Origin of the sequence: Maridesulfovibrio pacificus (SeqCode), assembly GCF_048612815.1 — a bacterium.
GTDB classification, from domain to species: Bacteria; Desulfobacterota; Desulfovibrionia; order Desulfovibrionales; family Desulfovibrionaceae; genus Maridesulfovibrio; species Maridesulfovibrio pacificus.
In genome coordinates, this window is the sequence record NZ_JBLZNE010000003.1 from 101595 (window position 1) to 120918 (window position 19324).

At 49.8% G+C, this 19324-nt stretch carries 16 protein-coding genes; 9 read left to right on the forward strand and 7 right to left on the reverse strand.

Annotation, left to right across the window (positions count from 1 at the left end; translation table 11 throughout):
* Positions 1-15: 15 nt before the first annotated feature.
* From ACNI23_RS19750 to nifH, 7 genes are all read right to left on the reverse strand, one after another.
* The gene (locus tag ACNI23_RS19750) at positions 16-318 is read right to left on the reverse strand and encodes a (2Fe-2S) ferredoxin domain-containing protein (protein ID WP_420250931.1); all 303 of its coding nucleotides are present in this window, start codon (positions 316-318) and stop codon (positions 16-18) included.
* A gap of 16 nt (positions 319-334) precedes the next feature.
* Positions 335-1465, reverse strand: a complete 1131-nt coding sequence (locus tag ACNI23_RS19755) for a NifB/NifX family molybdenum-iron cluster-binding protein (protein ID WP_420250932.1) — start codon at positions 1463-1465, stop codon at positions 335-337.
* 57 nt (positions 1466-1522) lie between these two features.
* Positions 1523-2896: a nitrogenase molybdenum-iron protein subunit beta gene (gene nifK, locus ACNI23_RS19760; protein ID WP_420250933.1), complete on the reverse strand. Its 1374-nt coding sequence runs from the start codon at positions 2894-2896 to the stop codon at positions 1523-1525.
* 12 nt (positions 2897-2908) lie between these two features.
* Entirely contained in the window at positions 2909-4543 is a 1635-nt protein-coding gene (gene nifD, locus ACNI23_RS19765; protein WP_420250934.1) for a nitrogenase molybdenum-iron protein alpha chain, read from the reverse strand.
* Between the two features lie 21 nt (positions 4544-4564).
* Positions 4565-4939 (reverse strand): P-II family nitrogen regulator, encoded by a 375-nt coding sequence (locus tag ACNI23_RS19770; protein ID WP_420250935.1) that lies wholly within the window; start codon positions 4937-4939, stop codon positions 4565-4567.
* Position 4940: 1 nt separating this feature from the next.
* Positions 4941-5288, reverse strand: a complete 348-nt coding sequence (locus ACNI23_RS19775; RefSeq protein ID WP_420251096.1) for a P-II family nitrogen regulator — start codon at positions 5286-5288, stop codon at positions 4941-4943.
* A 208-nt stretch (positions 5289-5496) separates the two neighbouring features.
* On the reverse strand, positions 5497-6324 hold the full coding sequence (nifH, locus tag ACNI23_RS19780; protein ID WP_420250936.1) for a nitrogenase iron protein: 828 nt from the start codon (positions 6322-6324) through the stop codon (positions 5497-5499).
* A gap of 325 nt (positions 6325-6649) precedes the next feature.
* On the opposite strand from nifH, the gene ACNI23_RS19785 reads away from it, so the two are divergent.
* The 9 genes from ACNI23_RS19785 to ACNI23_RS19825 all read left to right on the forward strand — a co-directional run bounded on the left by ACNI23_RS19785 (position 6650) and on the right by ACNI23_RS19825 (position 19299).
* Entirely contained in the window at positions 6650-7756 is a 1107-nt protein-coding gene (locus ACNI23_RS19785; protein WP_420250937.1) for a LeuA family protein, read from the forward strand.
* Complete coding sequence (locus tag ACNI23_RS19790) at positions 7753-8619, forward strand: hypothetical protein (protein ID WP_420250938.1); 867 nt, start codon at positions 7753-7755, stop codon at positions 8617-8619. Before ACNI23_RS19785 ends, ACNI23_RS19790 begins: the two co-directional genes overlap by 4 nt.
* A gap of 247 nt (positions 8620-8866) precedes the next feature.
* Positions 8867-9880, forward strand: a complete 1014-nt coding sequence (locus tag ACNI23_RS19795) for a helix-turn-helix transcriptional regulator (RefSeq protein ID WP_420250939.1) — start codon at positions 8867-8869, stop codon at positions 9878-9880.
* A 199-nt stretch (positions 9881-10079) separates the two neighbouring features.
* On the forward strand, positions 10080-12203 hold the full coding sequence (locus ACNI23_RS19800) for a TonB-dependent receptor (protein ID WP_420250940.1): 2124 nt from the start codon (positions 10080-10082) through the stop codon (positions 12201-12203).
* A 141-nt stretch (positions 12204-12344) separates the two neighbouring features.
* Complete coding sequence (locus ACNI23_RS19805; RefSeq protein WP_420250941.1) at positions 12345-13610, forward strand: MFS transporter; 1266 nt, start codon at positions 12345-12347, stop codon at positions 13608-13610.
* A gap of 236 nt (positions 13611-13846) precedes the next feature.
* Positions 13847-16531: an efflux RND transporter permease subunit gene (locus ACNI23_RS19810; protein ID WP_420250942.1), complete on the forward strand. Its 2685-nt coding sequence runs from the start codon at positions 13847-13849 to the stop codon at positions 16529-16531.
* Positions 16532-16647: 116 nt separating this feature from the next.
* Positions 16648-17469, forward strand: coding sequence for an outer membrane lipoprotein-sorting protein (locus tag ACNI23_RS19815; protein ID WP_420250943.1), 822 nt, complete (start codon positions 16648-16650; stop codon positions 17467-17469).
* 23 nt (positions 17470-17492) lie between these two features.
* Positions 17493-18770, forward strand: a complete 1278-nt coding sequence (locus ACNI23_RS19820) for a hypothetical protein (RefSeq protein WP_420250944.1) — start codon at positions 17493-17495, stop codon at positions 18768-18770.
* A gap of 37 nt (positions 18771-18807) precedes the next feature.
* Positions 18808-19299: a MarR family winged helix-turn-helix transcriptional regulator gene (locus ACNI23_RS19825; RefSeq protein WP_420250945.1), complete on the forward strand. Its 492-nt coding sequence runs from the start codon at positions 18808-18810 to the stop codon at positions 19297-19299.
* Positions 19300-19324 lie beyond the last annotated feature (25 nt).

Sequence of the window (19324 nt, forward strand, 5' to 3'; positions counted from 1 at the left end):
TAATGATAAAGTTAATTAATCCAGCAGGTATGTTGCGCAGGGGTCGCCGTCTTCAAGGCCATCAAGGATTTCATCGATGGCTTCTTCAGAATCCACGCCCTTGAACCACCAGTTCTCAGGTTGAACCACGAGGATGGGGCCGTTATCGCACTGCTTAAGACAGCTGGTGGCTACCACCAGTGCGTCTATGCCGCGGTCGATGATTTCTTCTTCGATGTATTGCAGGAAACCGTCGGTCTGTTTGTGACAGATACCTTTGGGTGCGCCCGCAGCGCGGAAACTCTGACAACAGATGATCATTCTTTCTGGGGTAGCCATATTCTTCTCCTCGTGTTTATTTTTTGCATTTGCCTTTTTTGCCGCCGCCGTAGAGCACATCCACTGTGCCTTCGACGTTATCTTCCGAGATCACGGTTCTGATTCCGTTGGCGGCAAGAATTTTTTTCGGGGTTTCCCCTGCTGCGGCGCAGAGCAGGACGAAACAGTCATTCAGGATCTCGGCCAGGTTTTCCCAGCGGGTTGCTCCTCCGCCCGGTTCCGGGGCCTCTCTTGTTTCAAGGAGGCAGGCCAAACCGTCTTCACGCGGGCCGTAGATCATGATTTTATGGGCGTGGCCCAGATGCAGGTCGATATCCATTCCGCCGGAACTTGCCACCGCAACATTGGGGCGGCTAACGCTAGGTTTAGGCAGAGAACTTGATGTCGGTCGTTCCAGCTCCATGTCTGAACCGCATCTGAGCCACGGCTCCATAATTTCAATATGTTTTGCAGCCAGCTCTCGTGCAGTTTTTATCTGCTCGTCGCTTACTGCGGAAAATTCGCTTTTCCTTTCAGGGATGAAAGGAATCAAACCCATGATATCTGCATCAAGTGTCTTAACTGCGATGGCGATGCTTTCGATCTGGTCAATATTCTCAGAGTATAGAGTTGTGTTGACCTTCACGGTCAGGCCTGCATTTTTGAAAGCCTTGATACTTGCTCCCTGTTCTTTCATGAGCATTATGCAGGCTTCAGGCAGGGGGATGTTTTTGGTGGACGGGCGAATCCAGGCATAGATCTTTTCGGCGGTAGCTGAGTCCGCCGCATCTACCAAAACAGTGATGTGGGAAATATTTAATTCGGCCAGTTTTTTCGCGTACTTTTCGCCGTCGATGCCCAGAGTGGTCAGGCAGAGGTTCATGCGCGGGTATTTATCCCTGACCATTTTCAGGGTCCTATAGGTGGTTTCAAAATCTGCCAGCGGGTCGCCGGGACCGGTAATACCTACGACCTTGATCTTTTTGCCGGAGCTGATCAGCTCATCGAGCATGGCAACAGCATCTTCAGGCATCATTGCTGCGGGCATTTTGGTTTCGGGAGTAAATTTGGTACGGGCAAAAGTCTTGGGAGCAACCGGAAGGTGAATGCGGCCGACTGATGCACGGGCCGAGGGGCCGAAACAAGGATGTGAAGTGGAAGTAGTCATGGTGTTGCTCCGTGTATCCCCTGCGGCTGTGGTTTGCCGCAGGGGAAGTATTTGTGATTAAAGGACAAGCTCGAAGGTTTCTTCGGGAGTATCGCGGTCAATGCGATCCATGAGCAGTCCGAGGATCTTTTCAAGCAGTCTCAGACCTCCTTTGTAGCCCACGGTGGGGAAGTACTGGTGTCCCTGACGGTCAGTGATGGGGAAGCCCCAGCGCAGGAACGGGATGTCTTCGTCGCGGGCAATGTACTTGCCGTAGGAGTTACCCATGAGCAGATCCACAGGTTCGTTTTTGATCCACTGATGCATGAGGAACATGTCGCCTTTAGCTTTGACCTTGCATTCGTAAGGCATGTCCGCGGTAAGTTCCTTGATCCGCTTTTCGAACTTCTTGCCGGGAGTACCGGTAACTACGTAGACCGGGCACATATCGATGGAACGGAGGAATTCCACCATGGAAATGAGCTGGTCGGGATCACCGTAAATGGCGACCTTTTTGCAGTAGAGGTACTGGTGCATGTCCGAAATCATATCCACCAGCTGTCCGCGTTCGTAAGATACGGATTCGGGGATGGAAGCTCCGGCTACAGTGCGCAGCACGTCGATGAAACGGTCGGTGGCTTTCAGGCCGAAGGGCATATCCAGCACGGTACAGGGAACCTTGTGCTTGGAGTCGAGCCAGCGGGCGCCGTCTGCGGAGCACCATTCGCCGAGTGCGATTGTTCCGGTAGCCTGTCCGGCTTCCTTCAGTTCTTTTATGGTCACGCCGCCATCGGGGAACATTTTGTATTCGCCGCTAAGGGGACCGTTGAGTACGCCGGAAGTATCCGGGAACATGGTGATGTCCACCCCGATCATGGAGCAGAGACGCTTGATCTCTTCCATGTCGCAGGGTTCCACCCAGCCGGGGAGAATGTTGACCTTGCCGTTTTTCTTGGAAGTAGGCTCGGCCAGCTGAGCCATGGCTTTGACCATGTTGGAGAAGCCGGTGACGTGCGATCCCACGTAACTGGGGGTCGGTGCGCCGAAAACAGTTTTGCCTTCGGGGATTTTGCCTTCTTTGGTGGCCTTGGTGATGATCTGGTTCAGGTCGTCACCGATGGTTTCGGAAAGGCATGTGGTATGCACCGCGATTACTTCCGGTTCGTAGACCGTGAAGATATTGTTGATGGCCTGAATGAGGTTGGCCTGTCCGCCGAAGACTGAAGCACCTTCAGTAAAGGAACTGGTCGCTGCGGAAACGGGTTCTTTATAGTGTCTGGTCAGCATGGACCTGTGATAGGCGCAGCAGCCCTGTGAACCGTGGGAGTGGGGCAGGCAGCCTTTCACACCCAGTGCGGCGTACATGGCGCCGATGGGCTGACAAGTCTTGGCCGGGTTAATGACCAGTGTCTTGCGATCACTTATTTCTGTGGGGGTGTGTCTGAGTAACATTTCTAAATCTCCTTATTCCCACACAAAAGTGGCTGTCAGTTCAGGATTCTCCTGCCAGGGGGCTTTCATGTAGCTCCAGACCTTGCTGCCTACGAGGCGGTCAATCTCCTTGTAGAAGTTGATTGCGCCCTTGAATCCTGCGTAGGGTCCGCCGGAATCGTAGCTATGCAGCTGTTTCAAAGGTACGCCCAGTTTCTGGATGGAAAACTTTTCCTTGATGCCTGCGCAGAAAAGATCAGGCTTGAGGAGTTCCACCAGTTTTTCAGCTTCGTACTGGTTCAGGTCATCGATAATGATGGTGCCTTTATCCATGTCCGGGTTGAGCCCTTCGTAATGCTTGAATTCGTATCCTGCGTCTTCGAGTGCTTTGATTTCCGCCTCGGTCTTGCGCGGGCTGTAGAGTTCCGGATCAGCTTCAACTTCGATTTCTTCAATGTTACGGGAGTCAGCATCGACCTTGATGTCCGGGATTACGTGGCGGCCTTCGTAGTCATCGCGATGACCGAATTCGTAACCGGCGGAAAGGGTCTTCATGCCCATTTCATTGAACAGTTCCTGATAGTGGTGTGCACGTGATCCACCCACGAAGAGCATCGCGGTCTTGCCTTCAGTACGTGAACGCACGTCTTTGGCAGTGGCTTCAACTTCGGGCATTTCTTCGGCGATCACTGCTTCGATCTTGTCGATGAGCTTCTTGTCACCGAAGTATTCACCGATCTTGCGCAGGGATTTTGCGGTTGCTTCCGCGCCGATGAAGTTCACCTTGATCCACGGGATGCCGTATTTTGTTTCCAGCATGTCGGCCACGTAGTTGATAGAACGGTGGCACATGACACAGCTGAGGTCCGCGTGCTGGGCCGAGGCAAACTGGTCATAGGTTGAGTTGCCGGAGAAAGTCGCGATATTGGTGATGCCGCATTTCTTGAGGATGCGGTCAATTTCAAAGCCGTCGCCGCCGATGTTGTATTCGCCGAGCAGGTTGATCTTGTATTCCTCGGTGCGAGGTTCCTTGTTCTCACCGACAAGGTGGGTAAAAACCTGGTTGTTGGCGATGTGGTGACCGGCGGACTGTGATACGCCCTTGTAACCTTCACAGGAGAAGCCGAAGACGTTGCAGTCGCCGAGTTTGGCTTTCATCTTTTTGGCTACGGCGTGTACATCGTCACCGATCAGACCTACCGGACAGGTGGAGAAGATACAGATCCCCTTGGGATGGAAGAGGTCGTAAGCTTCCTGAATGGCAGCTTCGAGCTTCTTTTCACCACCGAAGATGATGTCCTGATCCTGCATGTCCGTGGAAAAGCAGTAGGTCATGTAGTTTTCACCGTCCGGACCGGGAGAGGTCTGGTTACGGCGGGTCAGCCATGAATAGAATCCGCAGCCGATGGGGCCGTGGGTGATGTTCACTATGTCGCGGGTCGGGCCCATGATAACGCCCTTGCAGCCTGCGTATGTGCAGCCGCGCATGGTGATGATACCGGGAATGGTCCTTACGTTGGCGACGATTTCGGGCGGTGCTTCGCTTTCAGTCGCTTCGTTGATCATAATCTGTTTGGCGCGCTTGCGGGCTACTTTGGGCGGATACTTCTTCAGAAGTTCTTCCTTGATGTCCGCCGGGTCCCACTGCACCACTTTAGTCTTACTCATGATTCATATCTCCTTGAGTGGTTAGGCGATGGACTTCGCGCCTGTTTCTCCGGTTCTGACCCTGACTGCGTCGCCTACGGGGCAGACGAATATCTTGCCGTCACCGGGTTTGCCGGTTTTGTTCACTTCTATGATGGTCTCAATTATCGATTCCACTGATTCTTCGGGAACAACTGCGGTAAGAACTCGTTTGGGATAAAGTTTGCCTTTTTCTCCGAGAACTGCGGCAGCTTCTTCGTAACCGGATTCAACTCCTTCAAGGACAGCCGGGTTGACGAAGCCTTTTCCACGTCCCTGAGCCTCGTGGGCGAAGAAGGCATCAAGTCCTGCTTCGGTAAGGGCTTTTTTAGTGCGGTTCATCATGTCCATCCGCACGACTGCGATGATTTCCTTCATGCTATGCCTCCTCAACGGGAGCTGCTTCGTTTACGCCTGAGCTGATGGTGTAGACATCCTCGACATCGGTCACAAAGATCTTGCCGTCACCGAAAGCGCCTTTTGTTCCTGAGCGGGCCGCATCCATGATGGTGTTGATTACGAAGTCTTTGTCGCCAGCTTTGACTACGCTCATGAGCATGGTTTTGGGGATTTCGTCGTAGGTTACTTCGCCGATTTTGATGCCGCGCTGTTTACCGCGGCCTGCTACGGAATATTTGGTTACAGCGGGGTAGCCGTTGTCCATGAGTGCGGCCAGTACGTCATCCGCTTTTTCCGGTCTTACAATTGCTCTCACCATGATCATGATTTTTCTCCTTATCTGCTCTGCTATTTGTTGCGCTGCGCGCTTTTAAGAATGGATTGATATGTCTCCGGCGGCCCTCCGGGGCCAAAGAAACCTTTTGAAAAAAGTTTCTCTGGACTCTTCAAAAACTTTTATTTGGGCTTCGCCTCTGTTGACCCTCAATTGTGCGGGATCAGATGTTTTTGCAGGACCGGGAGGTTCGGGGAGTTTTCTAAGCTTCCATCAGGCCGTAATCGAGGAGCAGCTGTTCCAGTTCTTCGATTTCAAGAGGGGTCGGCACGACGAACATTTCGTTTTTGTCGATTGCATCGGCGAGACCCATGTAAGCTGATGCCTGCGGTACGCTGTCGTCCCATTCGATAACGGTTTTACGGTTGATTTCCGCACGCTGTACGTCGTTGTCACGGGGTACGAAGTAGATCATCTGGGTGCCGAGCTTTTTAGCCAGTTCTTCGATCATCTCTTTTTCGTTATCAACGTTACGGGAGTTGCAGATCAGGCCGCCGAGACGAACTCCGCCGGACTCGGCGTATTTCATAATACCTTTGCAAATGTTGTTGGCTGCATACATGGCCATCATTTCACCGGAACATACGATGTAGATCTCTTCTGCTTTACCGTCGCGGATGGGCATTGCGAATCCACCGCAGACAACGTCACCGAGTACATCGTAGAAAGCGTAATCAAGGCCTTCGGATTCTTCGTATGCACCGAGATTTTCCAGCATGTTGATGGAAGTGATGATACCGCGTCCTGCACAACCGACACCCGGTTCAGGGCCACCGGATTCAACACACCATGATTCACCGAATCCGGGTTTGCGGATATCCTCAAGTTCAACGTCTTCACCTTCTTCACGAAGGGTATCGAGTACTGATTTCTGAGCCAGTCCGCCGAGCAGCAGACGGGTGGAGTCCGCTTTAGGGTCACATCCAACAACCATGACCTTGCGGCCCATAGTTGCCAGTCCGGCTACGGTGTTCTGGGTGGTGGTGGATTTTCCGATGCCGCCTTTTCCGTAGATTGCTACTTTTCTCATTTTCTCCTCCATGTGGTTTGGATTGATTTTCGTTGTTGCTGTCTCTCGTAAGGCAAGTGGTGTGCCAAAGATGTTTTTGCGTCTTAAGGTGTTGTAATAATGTGCTAAAGTTTGAAGGATGAAGAAATGTAAAGACATACGAAAAATGTAGATTGCAACGAAAGTTCTGCACAAAATTGTAGGAAACTACATTTTTGCAGGTTGTGTGTAGGGTGTGAAAGGTAGGGTGATGTTATATAAATTAAGGTAGATAGGACGGTGTAATGTTTTGGCATCAATAATGCTTGATGGATTCTGTAAATTTTAATTCATTTGGAGCACTATTATGTTGATCGATACCACCCTGCGTGAAGGCGCACAGTTGTTCGGGGCTTATTTCAATCTGGAAACCCGTAAGCGTATCGCATCTTCCCTCATTTCCATGGGAGTTGATGAGATAGAGCTGGGCTGGGTCGGACAAGATGATCTTGCTCTTTTCGCAGGATATGCCCGTACCTTAGGAGGAGATACAGCTCTCAGTGTCTGGTCGCCCTGTCGGGAGAAAGACATTAAGATTGCAGCGGAGTTGGGATTAACGCGCATCAATATCGGAGTTCCGGTTTCGGATCTGCATATTGAAAAACGTCTGGACTCTGATCGTCAGGCTATCCTGCGTAAGCTGGCTGCTGCTGTGCGGACTGCCAAGGATTGCGGATTTGAATATGTTTCCGTGGGTCTTGAGGATATTTCACGTGCGGATGGCGATTTTGCCCTTTCCATGGCTCTGCATGCAGAGATTTGCGGAGCATCAAGGGTTCGTCTGGCGGATTCCCTTGGGCAACTGACTCCTCTTGCCATGGAAAAGCTGGTCAGAAAATTCAGGGAGAAGCTGCATATTGATATTGCCGTGCATTGCCATGATGATTTCGGCATGGCTACAGCCAACTCATTTACCGCCCTTGAAGCCGGAGCTGATTACGCGGACTGTTCCGTCTTAGGTATCGGAGAACGCTCCGGTATCGCAGCAACCGAGGAATTGGTGGCTCGTTTAGCACTGCGCGAAGGCAATACCCGCTATTTGACCTCGGTGTTAAAAGAAGCCTGTATGATTGTCGGGGTTGCAGCCAAGGTTGCCATTCCGCGTACCAAGGCTGTTGTCGGCACTGATATTTTTGCCTGTGAATCCGGTCTGCACACCCACGCACTCAGCAAATCACCGGAGCTTTTCGAACCGTACGATCCCGATTCTGTGGGCACGGCCCGTAAGTTGGCAGTGGGTGGTAAAAGCGGACGGGCTGCTGTCCGTAATGCTCTTGATGAATACGGCATCGATTGCGGAACAGATTCTCTTTCCACTCTTACCGAGGCCGTGCGCCAGCTCTCCCTGCGGCTTGAACGGCCCCTGACCCGCAGTGAATTTATCAAGCTCAATGATGAGGAGGTTTACTCATGAACACCATTTGCCGCATCTATTCAACTGAAGCCGGTGAACTGTTAGCCCAGCACTCCACTGACGACCTCCGCCGCAAGACTTTGCAGCCTGTATCAATGTATTCCAACGGCAAGGTGAAATCACTGCCTTTAGAAGATCGTACCCCACTATTTACTCCTGTGGGCATCATTGAGGCGGAGATGGTCACCTTTTACAAGTCTGGAAAAATAAAACGGGTTTTTCCGCTCAATGGTAAGCTCTCCGGCTATTGGACGCAGGAAGATGAAGGAAATCTTGCTGATCCGCTGACCCTTGATACTCCGGTCGGTCCGCTTTGTGTAAAGGTGATCAGCCTATGTTTTTATGAGACCGGAACCTTGCGCTCCATAACATTCTGGCCGGGAGAAGAGCCGACTGTGCAAACTCCTGTAGGTCCGGTTCGGACCCGTATCGGTATAAGCTTCAGCCCGGAAGGGCAAATCCGCTCCCTTGAACCTGCGGAACCGACCACGCTGCAAACAAGCATCGGCAAGATCACTGCCTATGATTCTGACGCCGTGGGCATTAACGGTGATTCAAATTCTCTGGTCTTTGATGACGAAGGGCGGGTTGCAGCTGTGAGTACAACCTTAAGTATGCTTACAGCCCGTCATTACTCCGGTGCTGAATTTGTTTTTGTGCCTGAAATGCGGGACTCTTTGTGTTCGGAAAGTGAGCGGGAGATAGTGCCTATGCGAATGATTTTCGATGAGCAGGGAATTGAGATCAGCCTTACACCGGATTCAGATCCGTCTTATATGGATTTCGCGGAATACGAAGTAACCTCTGCGCCTTTCCTGCCGCAGTTGGATAATCTGTCCAGAGGATTGATCTGTTCAGTTTGATGATCAAATATTTTTCAAAGGCCGATGGCTGCGGCGCAGCGTGAGTTCTTAGCAATCAACAGGACTGCAATTTTGGACAGTATGCCCGGAGCGGCTTGTCTGCTCTGGTGGATGTGGATGTCCTGATTCCATCAAGCAAATGAATTAAAAAGTCTTGTCTTGACAGTTAAGCAGCTTAACCTTATTTTGGTCCGGTCGAGAAGTTGAAAATCAAAATCAAATAGCTCAAAATTGTCGGGAGTTAATGATGAATAAGGCTTTTTCCGGAATTAATAGAGAGTGCTGGGGAATTGGAGAGGCTTCTGGTAACAGCGCAGTGCGTGATTTTGGAGCTGTTAATGATTGTGAATCGGAAGATGCTCCCATGTGGAGGGAGTTCGAACTGAGGCCGGGATTACGGGTAAGTGCTTTCGAGGCCAAGCTTTCGCAGGAATATTCTTTCAGCTATCAGAAAAAGAACAACTTCATTGATTTCGGATTCTTCCTAGAAGGTGCTGTTGTAAATAACATGCATGAAACGTCGCTTGGACCTTTAAAGATAAATAATGTTGCCGGTAGCGGAGGTTTGGGCTTTTTTCAGGAAATGGCCGGAGTTGTTGAGTTTGCGCCCTTGGGATCGACCAGAATCATTCATCTGCATATCAGCCCGGAACTGCTCCACGAATTGTTGAGTGCCGATATGGATGCGATTCACGAAGATCTTAAGCAGGTTTTAAGTTGCAGGATCAGGAAGAGTTTTTTTCTGCACCATGTGCTGGACCCGGTTGTACAGACTGCGGCAAATGAGTTGTTCCATGCTTTGGTCGGCGGTAATTACAGCAGGGTTTATCTTGTGGGTAAGGCTCTTGAGTTAATCGGGCTGCAGGTAATGAAATATGAAGGGTCTGCGGTCAGGCAGGGGCTTACTCCCAGTGAAATTGAGCTTATCCGGGACATTCGTAAGGAATTGACGGAAAACTTTGATTCTTCACCCACTCTGGCTGAACTTTCCGGTAAGTACTCCTTAAGTGTGAGCAAGATACAGGCAGGCTTTCAAGAGCTGTATGGAAGGACTGTCTTCGGTTACTTGAAAGAGTATAAAATGCGTAAGGCCCGGATGCTCTTTGAAGACGGCGAGATGAATGTCAGTGAGGTTGCATGGGCTTTGGGCTACACCAATCTGAGCCACTTCAGCGCAGCTTTCAAGAAACGGTATGGAGTACTTCCGAAGAAGTTTCTTACTTCCGTTCGCGAGAAAAAGACCTCGGCTTTATCTTCCTGATTATTGCGAACGATACCTTTCAAATTTTGGGGTTGTACTGTGCTATACGGTGCAAACCTTTTGTTTTGGAGGTCGATTAAAATGAGCTAAAATATATCTGTCTTCGGGTAGTTTAAAAACATTCCTTTCTATTATTGAAATTGAAATTCTTTTTCATTTACGCATGAAATTGAAATATTCAGCAATATACGGAGAAGGTATGTTTAAACAGAAAATGGTAAGTTTTTTTATTACAGGGGTTGTTGTGCTGCTGGGAGGTGCTTCAACCAGTTTTGCTGAAAATTCAACCTCGCCCGGCCTGTTTCTGGAGGTGGTAACAGTAAAAGCCCAGAAAAGGAGCCAGAAAGCGCAGGATGTTCCTGCAAGTCTCGTCGCTCTTGATGATATTGAGCTCAAGGATATGGATATCAAGGATACCGGTGATCTGGCGCTTCATGTGCCTAACCTTGAGTTCAGTGACTTTGGTAGCCGCAGGCATGGATTCATGTTTCTACGCGGGATTAAGAGTCTGCCCAACGCCGAGCCTGCCACCGGATATTTTGTGGATGGGGTTAATTTTTCCAAATCATACATGTTTAATTTCCCGCTATTTGATGTGGAACAGGTCGAAGTCCTCAAGGGACCGCAGGGAACTCTTTACGGGCGAAACACTATGGGCGGGGTCATAAACGTTTACACCAAGCAGCCCGGAAATGAAGTTGAAAGTTCACTTGGCGCAGAATTCGGGAACTACAACAGCAAGGAGTTCCGGGCCAGCTGGTCCGGTCCGGTTATTGAGGACAAGTTGTTTCTCGGTGTTTATGGTCTTGGCGCTTTCAAAGACGGTTATATGGAGAACGATACCCCCACGGACGGCGATGACGGCCGCCATCAGGATGGTAAGTCCGGCCGTTTAAAATTGCGGTATCTGCCGACTGATGATCTGGATATGACTCTTTCCTTCGATATCCAGAACCATGATGACGGGGCTTACTCCATGCGCCGGACCGAGCGGAATTCCTTTGTTCAGTCCGGCAGGTACGGGGTGGATGATCCTTACCATTATTCACATGACTACGCAGGCAGCCAGAAGAATGATTGCTGGGGTGTGGCCCTTAACTCAGAATACAACACAAATTACGGAAAGCTTCATTCTGTTACCGGATACAGGTATTTTGATAGCAAAGAAAAGATGGACGCAGATTTTACTCCTGCGGATATGCTGCGTAAGAACTATAATCAGGAAGACAGCGATTTTTCGCAGGAATTCCGTTTCACTTCCCCTGAAGACAGCGGGCCGCTTGAGTGGCTGACAGGCGGGCATTTCTTTCTCTTAAATTCAAATACCGAGATCACCAACCTTTACGGTGCGGATTCCAATGCCTCGGGCTCAAACCTGAAATTCAAGACTGACAAGGATAATGCCGGCGGAGCTGTTTTCGGGCAGGGAACGTACACATTCTGGGATGATTTCGATCTGACTGTGGGGTTGCGCTACGAATATGAATACGCCTCGGCTGACAGCTACAAAGGGCAGACTCCTTCTGGAGGGATGGAAACTAGCCTTGTGGACCGCGCTGTTTCCAATAATTTTTCAAAACTCCTGCCGAAGTTCGCATTGGCATGGCGTCTCAGTGAAGACCGGACTTTGTACGGCACAGTGGCCCGGGCCCACCGTGCCGGGGGCTTCAACGATGCCTCGGCTCCTGAAGATCATCAGGCTTATGGCGAAGAAGACAGCTGGCTCTATGAAGTGGGCTTTAAGTCCGTCTTCTTTGATGACCGCTTAAGCTTTAATATCAGCGGTTTTTACACTGCCATTGATGATGAGCAGCTGCCTTTATTCATGACCGATTCCATGCAGTCGTACACTGCCAATGCCGGACGCTCCCACCGTATGGGCGTGGAGATTGATTCGCGTTTTGTGCTTATGGAAGGTTTAAATTTGAGCGGAACATTTACATGGATGGAAGCCGAATTCGACAAGTATTCGCCAACAGATGGGGAAGATTACAAAGGCAACCGTGTTTTCGGCGTACCGGATTACACTTACACTATTGCCACTGATTACCGCCGCAATATCATCGGTGATTGGGGATTCTTCGGTCGTGCTGAGCTGGTGGGAATCGGCTCCCGCTATTTTGACGATGCCAACACGGTCAAGGAAGATCCTTATGAACTGGTCAATCTTAAGCTTGGCGTGGAAGGCGAACACCTTGATGTCTACCTCTGGTCCAAAAACTTGTTGGATCGAGAGTACGTACTTATGGAAAACGTTTCTGCCGGATTGGCTGAAGACGGCGAGCCCAGAACTTTCGGAATCTCTATAGATTACAGATTCTAGATCCTTAGTTTGGTTGATAATTTATGCACCCGCATTTCGGTGCGGGTGTAGTTTTTGAGCAAAAAACTTCTTTTTGAGAGTGGAAATCGTTTTCGATTGCTTGCTAATGAAAAGGAGCAAGGAGCGGATAGGATAAATGAGATGAGTGTTTCAAATAACGAAGCGATGAAAAAGCCTTCAATTCAGTTCAAGCTTTTCCTGTTGGCCTGCATGTATTTATGTCAGGCAATTCCGTTAGGTTATGTGTTCGGCTGCCTTCCGGTAATTTTACGTGAACAGGGGGTGAACCTGAAGGCAGTAGGGGCTGTGTTTGCGCTGCATTTGCCTTGGGCTTTGAAGTTCCTGTGCGCGTCATGGGTGGATAACAAATATATACCTGCTCTGGGCAGGCGCAAATCGTGGATTTTCCCTATGCAATGGATCGGCGCTGCACTGTTGGTTGGTCTTTCATATTTCTCTCCTGATCAGAATTTCTCAATGATGTATCTTCTGCTCATGTTGCTGAGTTGCGTCATGGCTACCAATGATATTGCCGTGGACGGTTATGCTACTGACATTCTGGAAGAAAGTGAACGTCCTTGGGGCAATTCTATCCAGTCTGCGGCCCGTTTTGCAGGGCTGATGCTCGGTGGCGGTGTAATGCTGTTCATGAATTCAAATTTCGGCTGGCAAACTCTTTGCCTTTTTCTTTCCGCTGTCGTTTTCTCCTTCAGCCTTCCGGTTTTATTTCACCGGGAGATTGATCCCCTCATACACGGCGTGGCGGATGGGGAATGCTGCAGGGAAGGGGTGTGGGCCTTTCTAAAGAGGCCAGAAGTGCTCAGGGTACTCCCCGTACTGATCGCTCCAACAGCATTTGCTTTTACATCTGTGCAGATGCGCACCCCCTTGCTGGTCGATATGGGGTTTGATTCCCGTTCCGTGGGGACCATCCTCATGCATTATGCCTATCCTGCCGGATTGGCCGGAACCTTCCTTAGCGGTTGGTTTCTGAACCGTGTCGGCGGGCGGGCTTTCTTGCGGGGATTTTGCTCTACGGTGATTCTGTTGGCTGCGTGTACTGTTTTTATGGCCCGGTCCGGCCCTATTCCGTACTGGCAGGCGGCTTTGTTGCTGAGCGTTGATAATATTCTCATTGGAGCGGTTATGGTCTGGAGTTTTACCCTGATGATGAAGGTCAGCGCCGGAAGCAATGCCGGAACCGGATTTGCGGTGCTGAGCAGCCTTTTCATCATCGTACCCATGGCTGCATCTCCGATATTTGGGCACATCGGTGATTTGCTGGGCATGGAAGGGCTTTACATTCTTCTGGGGCTGCTTTGCTTTGCCGGCTTTATGGTGGCTGAAATTAGCGGTCGTCATGACAGCAGTCCCGGTGCGGCCCGCATGGTCGAATCTTCCGGTTAGTGGATTGATTGTGAATGACTAGTCACGGGCTTGTAGCCCTTGGCGGTAAAGGCTGCACGGGTTCTCTGGTGCAGCCTTTATTCTGACTGTGTAAAATGGGGTGGTTTTCGTTGTTCCAGGAGTAGTTTCGGTCGCAGGACCGGGCTATTGCTATGGCAGAGGATGTTTTGTGTGGGTGCAATCTAAAACAATAGTTAAGCAACTTAACTAAATTGTATAAAACAGAGGAACAATAAATGAATAAATTAAAACAAATGCTGATTTCATTCGCCACCAGACGAAGCTGGATGACTATTGTCCTGCTTCTGGTCTTGGCGGTTTTCTGCGGTTCCTTCTTTCCGAAGGTGGTCATTGATACTGACCCGGAGCATATGCTTTCAGCGGATGAACCTTCACGGGTATTTCATAATGAAGCTAAAAAGAAATTTTCTCTTTCTGAAATAGTGGTTCTCGGAGTCATTAATGAAAAGAATCCGCACGGTGTCTTCAATCCCGATACGCTGAGCCGAATCTATGAACTGGCAGAATTTTCCCGCACTTTGCGTTGGGAAAATCCTGATGATCCAGCAAAAATGGACGGCGTTATTGAAGTGGACATGATTGCTCCGTCCATGGTGGAACATATAACTCAGGAAGGTCCGGGAACCATTTCATTTGACTGGCTCATGCCGCATCCGCCGTCCACCCAGGCTCAGGCTGATGCAGTGCGCGAAAAGATCTTTTCCAACCCTATGCTGACCGGACAGCTGGCTTCTGAGGATGGAAAAGCCATGTGCATCCTCCTGCCTCTGACTGACAAATACCAGAGTTACCGTGTCTACACTGCATTGCAAGAAAAGATAAAAGAGCTGGGCGGTGATGATGAGTTTCATATCACAGGACTGCCTGTGGCGCAGGATGCCATCGGCATTGAGATGTTCACTGAAATGAGCCTTGCCTCGCCGCTGGCTATGGGCACTATCTTCCTGCTTCTCTATTTCTTCTTCCGCAAACTTTCTCTGACCTTTCTGCCCATGATTATCGCTACTCTCTCTGTAGTCATGACTATGGGCACCATGATCGGTTGCGGATTCGAAGTACATATCATGAGTTCCATGATTCCGGTCTTTTTAATGTCCATTGCGGTGGTGGATTCGATCCACATTTTATCGGAATTTTTCGATCTCTATACGCCGGAGAAGGGTAGGAAAGAGACTATTGTCGAAGTCTTGAACATCCTGTTCATGCCTATGCTCTATACTTCGCTAACTTCGGCTGCCGGATTTCTTTCTCTTGCACTCACTCCAATTCCCCCGGTCCAGATTTTCGGTGTGTTTGTGGGGCTGGGCATTATGGTAGCCTGGTTGCTGACCATTATGTTTGTGCCCGCTTATATTATGGTCCTTCCAGCCCGGATCTTCAGCAACTTCGGGTTCGCCAAACATAATAGCGGCAAGACCACATTGCTGTCCCGTATTCTGGAAAAAACCGGGGGAATCTCCTACCGCTACGCCAAGCCTCTGCTGGGGCTGTTTCTGATCCTGCTGGCTGTTTCCGCATGGGGCATCAGCAAGATTCAGATCAATGATAACCCGGTGAAATGGTTCGCGCCCAGTCATCCCATTCGCTTGGCCGATACGGCTCTGAATAAGCATTTTTCCGGAACCTATCCCGCGTATTTGATTTTGGAAAGTGAAGATCTTGAAGTTCATTTTTCAAATTCTGATAAACGTAAGACTACTGAAAAATTCGTGTCCTTCAGCAGGGGGCTTTCTTCCGAATTCCCGAACGCAGAGCAAAAAGCCGTGAGCTTTATGGCCGTGCTGATGGACATGTCAGGCCGTGCAGAAGATAGTTCATTCCTTGATCAGGCAACAAAGCTTGCCGCAGGTATGGCTGCGAAGGCTAAGGGTGATGACTTTTATCTATACGAAGAGTTCGGCAGCTTCTTCAGTCTTGAAAAAGAGCTCCAGAAACCATTTAAGCAGCCGGAAATGCTGAGCTACCTTGCCGGATTACAGGATGCGATTCTCAAAGCCGGACTGGTGGGTAAGAGTATTGCCCCGGCTGATCTGGTCAGCAAGATTCATCAGGAACTGACTGATGGTAAGGAAACAAGTTACCGGGTGCCGGAAAAAATGCAGACTGTGGGTGAATGCTACATGCAGTTCCAGCAGAGCCACCGTCCCCATGACCTCTGGCATTATGTTACCCCGGATTACAATGGAGCCTGCGTGGTGTTCATGCTTTCCAGTGGCGATAATATGGTCATGGAAGCAGTGGAGACTTTTGTTGCCGACTACTTCCAGAGCAATCCCCCGCCTTGCGATATCTCCCACAACTGGGCAGGTCTGACCTATATCAACGTGGCTTGGCAGAGCCAGATGGTGGAAGGCATGCTTCGCTCTTTCCTCGGAAGTTTCGCCATTGTCCTGCTCATGGCTGTATTCCTGTTCCGTTCCTTGAAATGGGGAGTCTTGTGCATGGTTCCGCTGACTATCACCATTGCTTTCATTTACGGATTCATCGGTATTATCGGGAAGGATTATGACATGCCTGTGGCTGTTCTCGGTGTGCTCACACTGGGAATGTCCGTGGACTTTGCCATCCACTTTGTAGAGCGCAGCCGGAAGATTTACTCCAAAACCGGATCATGGAAGGAAACCCTGCCCCGCATGTACGGCGCTCCGGCAAGGGCCATCAGCCGAAACGTGCTGGTTATTGCCATCGGCTTTCTGCCCATGCTCATTTCCGCGCTTATTCCTTATCGCACAACCAGTCTGCTGCTTTCATCCATCATGCTGACTTCGGGCATCCTTACTTTGGTAGCCATGCCCGCGATTATAACCGTGGCTTCTAAATGGTTCTTTGCCGGAGCCAAATTGCAGATTCCTGCTCGGTCCTCCAGCGATGCAACCGTAACCGTGAAAGTAAACCAGTAACAAAGATAACGAACTGTCCTCTCAAGGCGGCGAAGCCCAAATACGTTTTTGGGATTTTTAAGACCTTTTTGAACAAAAGGTCTTAAGCCGCCGGAGGCAAATCAAAGAGGCTTTACATGAAATCAATATTCTCTCTCATAATGACAATGGCACTGGTTTCATTAATGAGTGCGTTTGCTTGGGCAGGAACCCCGGACGTTGAAACTATCGTTAATAAATCAAACCATATGGCGTTGTATCAGGGCGAAACCTGCAAAGGTAAAGTGCATCTTGAAATCATCGACAGTCAGGGGCGCACCAGAGAGCGCGATCTGAACATCCTGCGTAAAGACGTTGGCGAGGGCGATGCGCGGCAGCTGTATATGTCCTATTTTAAATCTCCGGCAGACGTACGCAAGATGGTTTTTCTAGTGCACAAGACCGTTGAGCCGGGCAAGGACGATTCGCGCTGGTTGTATATGCCCAGTCTGGACATGGTCAAAAGGATCGCCGCCGGGGATAAGCGGACCAGCTTCGCAGGTTCGGATTTTCTGTATGAGGATATCTCAGGACGCAGTCTGCATGAAGATGTTCATGAACTGCTGGGCAGCGAGAACGGTTTCTACGTGCTCAAAAATACTCCCAAGAATCCCGGTAACGTGGAGTTCTCACATTATGTGGCCTACGTGGATATGAAGACCTATCTGCCTATGCGTATGGAATATTTCAAGAGTTCGGATAAGCCTTACCGGACTATGGAAGTGCTTAAGGTTGAGGAAATCGCATCTGACAAAAGTGGGCAGACTTATCCCACGGTGACCGTTTCAAAAGTTAAGAATCTTGAAACAGGCAGTGAAACTGTGATGACATTTTCCGGTGTGGATTATGATCTTCCGGTTAAAGAATCCATCTTTGGTGAAAGGTATCTGCGTCGTCCGCCGAGGGATTTGATGCGATGAGCTTGATCAGGAGTGTGTGCGTAGTGGGTTGGCTGTTGCTGCTGGCAGTATTGCTGGTGGCAATGGCCGGACCGGCCTCGGCAGAGGAAAACGGTGAGAGTTGGTTTGAGTCTTTTAGTGAACAGTTTGCACCGCTGGAATTCAACGGGTTCGTGGAAGCCCGTGCAGGCGCGCGGACCCAGCAGGACCCGGAGGAAAAGCAGATTTCCATGGCCGAGCTGCGTTTGCAGGGGGAGTTGTTCACCTATACTGACTGGGCCGACTTTAAATACAAGGGTGATCTGCGTGTCGACGGCGTGACCAACCGCATAGTTTATGAAACCCGTGAATTATGGATGTTCTCGCGGCCTACGGATTTCATGGATATGAAATTCGGTCGGCAGGTGCTGACTTGGGGGACGGGCGGACTGGTCTTCCTGAACGATCTTTTCCCTAAGGACTGGCGTTCGTTCTTTATGGGCCGGGATGCGGAATATCTGAAGGCTCCCAGTAATTCGGCAAAAGTCAGTTTTTTTACTGAACTGGCTAACATCGATCTGGTCTACACGCCTAAATTCGAGTCGGACCGTTATATTGATGGAGAGTATATCTCTTACTTCAGCGGGCTGGAGGACCGTCTGGTAGGGCGGGATAATATTCTCGATACCGATGTACCTGACGAATGGTTTGAGAATGATGAGGTCTCAGCCCGTATTTATAAGAATATCAATAACTACGAGTTGGCCCTGTATGGTTACTGGGGATATTGGAAAAAGCCCGCCGGTATGAATTCAGATGATGAAGCCACCTTTCCGGGGCTGAATGTATATGGTGCTAGTGTCCGCGGACAGGTCGGTCCGGGTATCGGTAATATGGAAGTTGCCTGGTATGACTCTACTGAAAGTCGCGGCGGAACCAATGCACAGGTGGATCATTCCGAGATTCGTTATCTGGTCGGTTATGCGCAGGAGCTTTGGACCGACAGCAATTGTGAGGTTCAGTACTATATCGAGCAGATGCTGGATTACGGGAAATACCTGACGGTGCATAATCCCAAGTATCCCAAGGACGAATTCCGGCATGTGATTACCATGCAGTTTACCCAGCAGCTGATGAACCAGAACCTGACCTTGAGTTTTGACGGGTATTATTCGCCAAGTGATGAAGATGCCTATCTGCGTCCCGGAGTGCAGTATAAGGTTTCGGACCGCATGACCGTGGGCTGCGGGGCAAACATCTTTATAGGTGCACATGAGCAGACTTTTTTCGGTCAGTTTACCAACAACTCAAACGTTTATAGTTCAATCCGTTATAGTTTTTAGCTTGACAGCAATGGTTAAGCGTCTTTATCAAATTGTAATGAGTAGTAAAGAAGAGACCATCAAGCATATGACCGGAAGATTAATGCGTATTATTAACAAGCACTTGCGTATTGAGGGACAGCCCATTCCCATAGGTGACGGGGTGGAACTCAGTCCCGGAGAAATCCATTGCTTGCAGGCCATCGGCCTGAATGAAGGCTCCAATCTAAAGTCTGTTGCCCATGTACTGGGAGTGACCAAAAGCGCCATATCCCAGATGGTCGGCAAATTAGAGAAGCGGGGTTTTGTCCGCAAAGAACGTGCTCCTGACAACAACAAGGAATTGTTGGCTTTCCTGACTGAAACCGGCTGGGCTGCTTTCAGGAAGCATCAGGATTTTCACGAGCGGCATATGCATAATCTGATGGACAGGCTGGATGAGTTTTCTGATCCGCAATTGGCTGCAACTACAGCCATTCTTGCGGTGATTGAAACTGTAGTCGATGAACGTATGGAAGAGATTCTTACATCCGGCCGTCCAAAGGGGTAGTTACCCTTTGGACGGTTCTGGAAAA